Annotated in this window: 1 protein-coding gene; it reads left to right on the forward strand. The window is 63.2% G+C overall.

The genetic code is table 11. From position 1 onward, the window contains the following. Window positions 1-337 precede the first annotated feature (337 nt). Complete coding sequence (locus AC0L16_RS33385) at window positions 338-1,396, forward strand: adenylate/guanylate cyclase domain-containing protein (RefSeq protein WP_473625777.1); 1,059 nt, start codon at window positions 338-340, stop codon at window positions 1,394-1,396. The last annotated feature ends 65 nt before the right edge of the window (window positions 1,397-1,461 follow it).

Here is a 1,461-nt window from a genome sequence, read left to right on the forward strand (position 1 = left end):
AGACAGTGATGGGCTCAAAGGCCGTATGATAGGAGCTTGGCGATTGCCCCTCGGAAGCCTATCTGTCGTTTGAATGACGCCGCGAGGAATGATGCCGGCTCAACGATCCGAACTCGCTGAAGCATCGCTGTCGACTGGTTCGGTGGGGGTGGAGTATCCGCCTGATCTCCAGTTGGTCCGGCGCCGACCCATTTCGCTACTCACGACAGATGACGGCACGGCGCTCGACTGGCTGATGTCGGGGACGGCAGCATCCGCCGGACCGGCAGAGCTGCTGGACGGCGTCATCGCCCGACTGGTCGCGGCAGGCCAGCCGATCGAGCGGGCAACGCTCAACATGTCGACGCTGCATCCGCAGCTTGTGGGCATCACGGCGCACTGGCGCGGAGATCTCGGTGTCTGTGATGAGGTGGAAGTCAACGCGCATGTCCGCGAAACGACCGACTACCTGACCAGCCCCCTCAGGCCGATCATCGAGGAGGGCCGGTCAATTCGGGTGAACCCCCAGGATTCAGTGGCGCAGTCGACATACCCGATCATGCAGACCCTCGCGGCGGCCGGATACACGGACTATTGGGGCTTCGCGCTGAAGCGGGACGACCGCCAGTTTACGCTGATGACGCTTGCCACACGGCAAGCAGGGGGCTTTTTCCGCGCCACCATCGAAGCCGTCGAGGCGTTGCGCCCGGCTCTGGCGCTCAATGTCGAGATCGTCTCGCGTGGCAAGATCGCGGAGCACGTGCTCGATGCGTATCTCGGCCGACGCATTGGCAAGCGGGTCCTCGCCGGTGACATAAGGCGCGGATTTGGCGAGACCATCGAGGCGGTCATCTGGGTATCCGACATGCGCAACTTCACCAGCCTCTCGGATCGCATCGATAGCGCCGAGATGATCCGGCTGCTGAACGCCTTTTTCGAAGGTCTCGTGGATGCGGTGCATGAACAAGGCGGTGAGGTCCTGAAATTTGTCGGTGATGGCATGCTGGCGGCCTTTCCCATTTTCGGCATGCAGTCGGCGCCGGCCGCCGCCGCTGCGGCACTCGCCGCCGCTCGGAACGGTTTGGTTGCGGTGGACAGCCTGAACGAGGCTCAGTCCGGCGAGCCGTCGCGCGACCTTTCCTGGCGGCCGCTCAGCATGGGAATTGCGCTGCATCGCGGTCCCGTATTCTTCGGCAATATCGGATCCAGGGATCGGCTCGACTTCACCGCCATTGGGCGCACTGTCAATCTGGCGGCGCGGATCGAACCGCTATCGAAAACGACCGGGCGGCGCTTGCTCCTGTCCGAGCGGGTTGCTGAATTGATCGAAGAGCCCGTCGAGGAACTGGGCGACTTCCCCATCCGCGGCATCCCTGACCCTGTGAGCCTGTTCACCGTACCGGAACACGGACTCTGACGCCGCTGGTTGAAGCGACGCATTGGAGTTCCAAACCTCGCGTCAGCCGGGTTCGGCGGTCGCAA

The organism is Mesorhizobium sp. WSM4848 (assembly GCF_055811375.1).